We start from the raw sequence: 2,594 nt of genomic DNA, 5'->3' as shown, positions 1-2,594 counted from the left end.
GTCGGCGTCGGCGTCTGCGTCTGCGTCGGCGTCGGCGTCTGCGTCGGCGTCGGCGTCGGCGTCTGCGTCTGCGTCTGCGTCTGCGTCGGTGTCGGCGTCTGCGTCGGTGTCGGCGTCTGCGTCGGTGTCGGCGTCTGCGTCGGTTCGGGCTCCGCTCTGTGGCGGCCGCCGCTCGCCTCGCGCTCGCCACCGCGCGTCTCGGGATCGCTGCCGCGCGCCTCGGGCTCGCCGCCGCGCGCCTCGGAATCGCCGCCGCGCGCCTCGGAATCGCCGCCGCGGGCCTCGGAATCGCCGCCGCGGGCCTCGGGATCGCCGCCGATCGCTGTTGTGCGGCCGCCGTTTCGGCGCAGGATCAGCGGCACCAGCGCCGCCTTCATGCGTGCCGACTCCAGCGCCTCGATCAGGCCGGCCGCCACCCGGTCGGGACCCAGCGCGAGCCACCAGCCGGGCAACAGTCCGATGTCGACGAAGCGGCCCACGGAGTCGACCACCGCAAAGGCGGTGCCCGTCCGGTCCGGGCCGGTGATGCGGTGCGCGTGGCTCGGCGCCGACTCGACATCGGACACAAACCTGCGCGCGTCGGCGAGACGCGCATCCCTATCAGGCGGTACGTCCGTTTTGCGTTGTGCTTGGGCGGATGGATTCACCGGCGCTCCCCCGATCTCCGGCTGACACCGAGAGTAGCGCAGAACCCGGCACCCATTCGACCCCACGAATCCCCTCCGATCATCCGATCCGGGTCTTGATCAGGAGTTTCGGCGCACCCGGAGCATCACCAGGAGGACCAGCGCGACGATCAACATGAGTGACCCGACGGCCACGATCAGCAACGGCGGGAGGCGTCCGTCGCTCGTGGACGCCGCCGCGGCAGGCGCTCCCACCGGCACATCCGTCACCCGGGCCGGGGCGGGGCTCGCGGTCTCGGCGGTACGCTTCGCCGTCAGCGCGGCCAGCACGTCGAGCTGCCCCGCCCCGTACCGGTCGTCGCGCCCCGCCGGCCCCCGGTCGATCGCGGTGTCCAAGATCCGATCGACGACCTCGGCCGCGGACATGTCCGGATATCGCGCGCGCACCAGCGCCACAGCGCCCGCCACGATCGCCGACGAGACGCTGGTGCCGTTCGTGACGGCGTACGAGTTGCCCGGCCTCGCCACGGGAATGCCCATGCCGTAGGCGACCACGTCGAGCTCCGGACCATGGTTGGAGAAGCCGGCGACCTTGTTGTCACGGCCCACCGACCCGACCGCGATCACCCCCGGATAGCGGGCCGGCGCGGACACCCCACTGTTCTCGTTGCCGGCCGCCGCCACCAGCACGACATCGGCCGCGGCAGCCTTGGCCACCGCCTTCTCCAAGGTCCCGTCCGAATCCAGCTCGAACGACATGTTGATCACCTTGGCGCCGCGCTGGATCGCCCACTCGATCCCCTCGACCACCAGCGTGTGATCCATGACCGGCCGTATCGGCATGACCTTGCTCCGCGGTGCCACCCCCAGCAGCCCGTCCCCGTCGCCGTGCCCGCGCCCCGCGATCAGCGTCGCCATGGCCGTGCCGTGCGGCCCACTGGTCGTGTTGCCGGCCGGCTCGTCCCGCGGCGTGTACCGCCCGGCGACCACAGCACCCCGCAGATCCTGATGCCGCCCGTCGATCCCGGTGTCGAGAACCGCGACGGTCACGCCGGCGCCGCCGTTGGCCAGGCGCTGAGCTTGAGCAAGCTTCATGGGCGCGAAGTACCACTGCCGCTCGCGCCAGCCGTCGGCCCGCGCGGGAACGCCTGTGACCAGCAGGAGGAGAATGATGGCGGCGGATGCCGCGCCGAGCCGTCCCGCCCAGGCCGGACCGCTCATGGCACGCCGATCAGCGCGGGCACCGTCCACAACGAACCGGAGGGGACGGCGCCCGGACCACATCACCCGCGGCGGCCTATCACCTGCGGACCGGGGTCGTGCCGGTCGTCGTTCCGATCGGGGACGATGACCGGAGCGACGCCCTCGGCGACCTGCCATGCGTTGTCCGGTTCGTATCCGACGGGCGCCTCGGGACCGCGCGCGCGACGCGGGGCGCCCTGCGTCTGCGCCGGCTGCGGGACCTGGTGACGGTCGGGGCCGACCGGATCGTCCGGCAGCCACGAAGGGCGCGGGACACGCGCCGGCCGGGATCGGACAGCACCGGAGCCGGCCGGCCCGGGCCGGGTGACGGCCGGCGCGCCGATCGGGGCGTTCCCGGGGCCGGGCGCACCGGCCGCGGAACCACCGACCGGATCCGGGGCGCCGCCGGTCATCTGCTCGCCCACGCCGGAGGAAGACCGACGGCCGGAGCGGCTCCCGCGGACGCCCGCGCCGGGTGCGCCGCCGATGCCGGGCAGTCCGCGACCGGCGGCTCCCGCGAGCTGCGGTCCGCCGGGTGCGGTCGAGCTCGGCCGGCCCGATCCGCCACCGATCTCCCCGCTCCCGCGGCCCGCCGGCCCGGAGACGCGGCCCGTGGATCCAGCTCGGACGCCCGACACGCCGCGCCCGGTCGCACCAGGCGCGCCCACGCCGGGCACGCCGCGACCGGCGGCGCCAGGCAAGCCCACGCCAGGCACACCACGACCG

2 protein-coding genes are annotated in these 2,594 nt (G+C 74.4%); both read right to left on the bottom strand.

Features of this window, described 5'->3' with window-relative positions:
• Positions 1-566 (bottom strand): hypothetical protein (locus tag Ade02nite_RS25355; RefSeq protein WP_203768852.1); only part of this gene is annotated, 566 nt, incomplete at its 3' end.
• A gap of 180 nt (positions 567-746) precedes the next feature.
• Positions 747-1,847, bottom strand: coding sequence for a S8 family peptidase (locus tag Ade02nite_RS25350; RefSeq protein WP_203768850.1), 1,101 nt, complete (start codon positions 1,845-1,847; stop codon positions 747-749).
• Positions 1,848-2,594: the final 747 nt, after the last annotated feature.

This window comes from Paractinoplanes deccanensis, assembly GCF_016862115.1.
Classification (GTDB): domain Bacteria; phylum Actinomycetota; class Actinomycetes; order Mycobacteriales; family Micromonosporaceae; genus Actinoplanes; species Actinoplanes deccanensis.
This window is presented reverse-complemented; position numbering and strand designations above follow the sequence as displayed.